Genomic DNA, 2,667 nt, shown 5'->3' with positions numbered 1-2,667 from the left:
CCAGATTGTTTTCTTTGATAAATTCCCGAAGGTGCTTCCTAAAAAGTTTTTCGTCCATTTTCCTTACCCCCTTGGTAAAAGTTTACCTTTTTCCCAAAGGGGTTTACACAGTTAATTGTACAGTCCCCGCCCCGCACAGCAGTTGAGTCCGTATAATTGTGTAAAAATAGCAAGCCAAAGCAAGGCTCCCGGTAAAAATGGCATTGAGCAACAAGACCAGCGGACCAGCAAGAGATGGACGAGCCGCACCGCTCCCGACGCGTTGATCGGTTCGGCAACCGGTCCATTGACAATGACACGAGTATCCTATTACCCAGCTTCGGGTACCGTCCGGACATAGACGGCTCCTTCTCTTGCCCTCCACTCCACCTTAGCCTCCAAGGCCTCGCCCACGAAGCGCAGGGGAACGAACACCTTCCCTTCGGTAACTCTAGGGGGGACATCCAAATCAACTGTCTTGCCGTTGATTTCGGCTTTAGGAGAGTTGAGCCTTAGGATGATGTTCTTGTCTCCTTTTTCCGCTGTGATGCTTTTGAGCTTCTCGTTCCAGGTGACCTCAGCCCCCACCGCTTCAAACAGAACCCGCATAGGCAGCATGACCCTAGAATTCTCGATGCAGGGAGCAGGGTTGCAAGATAATTTCTTGCCATTCACGACTACTTGGACATTGGTCGAGACGCGCTCCAAACCTGTTTTTCTCGTAACAACCAGGGCATTGCTCAGCAGTCGTCCCGGCGTTGTCAAATACTTACCCCTGTACCACAACCCAGAAGACGCCCCGCCGTCCAGGTTCATGGCGTCGTACAACCCGAGCGAAAGGGCGATCTCAGCAAGCTCATAGACAGTAACGTTCGGCACAGTCCCCATTATAAGAACCTGATCGTTCCTGACACCTATGAAACTCCTTTGTCCTCGATTCGCGGTAATCTTGGCCTCGGTGAAACCTTCAGCTTCCGGAGCTACGCATATCGTTCCATTCTTTAATAATCGCGGTCCGGCACCAATAGTGGCGTATACGCCTTCCCAGTCCACTGGCTCCCCACTACGGGCCCTGCTGAACTCTAACCGGTATTCCGCTTTTTGGCCCGGAGTGAATCGGGATATTATGACATTATTGCCGGTGACCACGGTGAACCCGTTTGCAGGAATCCTCGCCGGTCCCCCGACAACTTCTCTTACCGTGCCGTTTTCTACGACTATCGATGTCAGGTCATGATCCGGTGTCCTGGCTCCGAATTCAGGGGTGTATATCACAATTGAACTGCTGTCCTCATACGAATGGTTAATGTTCCATGCGTACCAGTTGTTAACCAACTCGCCGCTGTCCTCTAAATATCCATCTATGGAAACATATAGATTATCCATGCGCACCTTGTTATCCGCAGTGAATCCAATGCACGTTCCGGTATTACCCAGGTGAACAAACTTGCCTTCTGTCTGGATAGTTCCCCATGGGGTGGGGGGTTCCCCATACGCGTGAAAGAAAGTCCCGTTGATCGCAGCCAGTACTTCGGTGTCCGGTGATTGCTTACGCATCGCCATATCAGCTAGGTTCTCTACGGATCCGACCCTATTCTGCGCTAACGCTGCTTCGATTCTTACCGAAGGATCTTTAAGGTCGACCCAAACCATCTGTACATTTCGAATTCCATCAGAAATCTTTACCTTTGCGCTACCTGCTGTAACACTGTCTGCTGGGAAAGCCCTGCCAGGAATGAGAACTAAGATGACCGTGGTCAGGGTAAGAATCAAAGCCAGCAAGTACATAGTTCGAGATGCAGTCGCTTCACTTCTCCTGGCCCTGTACAATCCAGTTTCACTCCTCTCAATACGACCCTGTAATCCTCTGTGGTTGGAATTGTCTATCTGAGGCTTTTGCACTCTAACCAATTTCTAATGGCAAAAGCACTGACTGGGGTACAAAAAGCGATACCAACGGCAACCCGGTTAAGTGGTTCGGATACAAGCTTCATGCTGTCTGTGAAGTGGGGTCGGGGCTGCCGCTTAACCGGCGTAACGCCAAGCATCCCCAAGCCGGGTTCGACTGGGACGGAACCCCTGGTTGTCCTTTATCTTGTTTCTTAGCATGTAAATACCGGTCATGCTTCGACTCGGACAGAACCCCTGTTTGCTTAGCCGGTTGCCGCCTTGCCATAGCCGTGTACGCAGCCGTAATTGCGGTCAACCAGCGGCACCAAAACAAAGAGAAATTAGCAGTCTAGCTGGTCTAGGATAACGTACGACTAACGCATTTGCAGGGCGTATTTGCCAGTGCCGCATTAGGTATACTTGTTCCTGCAAGGTCTGCCCAATACTCGTGATTTCCCTGCGCGAAGAATTCGGGGGATCTTCTTCATAGGGACTTCCCATTTCTTTCTGACATTCAGTGACCTTTCAGAAGCTGGTCATAGCAGCTAAGGTCAGGTGGCCTGACGTTGAACTCGGGCAAGTTTTTCACGTTTCTCCAATCCATTCTCGGCAGTGAATATTCTGCTGTGCTGAACCCATCAAGCGGTGCTCTAATCCGTCATAGAGGAACCGTCCTTGTTCGGCACAGCTTAGGTAATTCATCCAAAATATTCTGGTTCAGTTCTTCAACAGTATCTACCTCGGGCACAGGGACGAGTATCTTTCTCCTGAGATATCCTATTTCATGCTCGATTTGTC

At 50.4% G+C, this 2,667-nt stretch carries 1 protein-coding gene; it reads right to left on the bottom strand.

Annotated elements, in window-relative coordinates; all coding sequences use genetic code 11:
* Positions 1–309: 309 nt before the first annotated feature.
* Positions 310–1,809: a stalk domain-containing protein gene (locus HPY90_RS15755; protein ID WP_287195915.1), complete on the bottom strand. Its 1,500-nt coding sequence runs from the start codon at positions 1,807–1,809 to the stop codon at positions 310–312.
* Positions 1,810–2,667: the final 858 nt, after the last annotated feature.

It is taken from the genome of Syntrophothermus sp. (assembly GCF_013314835.1).
GTDB lineage: Bacteria > Bacillota > Syntrophomonadia > Syntrophomonadales > Syntrophothermaceae > Syntrophothermus > Syntrophothermus lipocalidus.
This window is presented reverse-complemented; position numbering and strand designations above follow the sequence as displayed.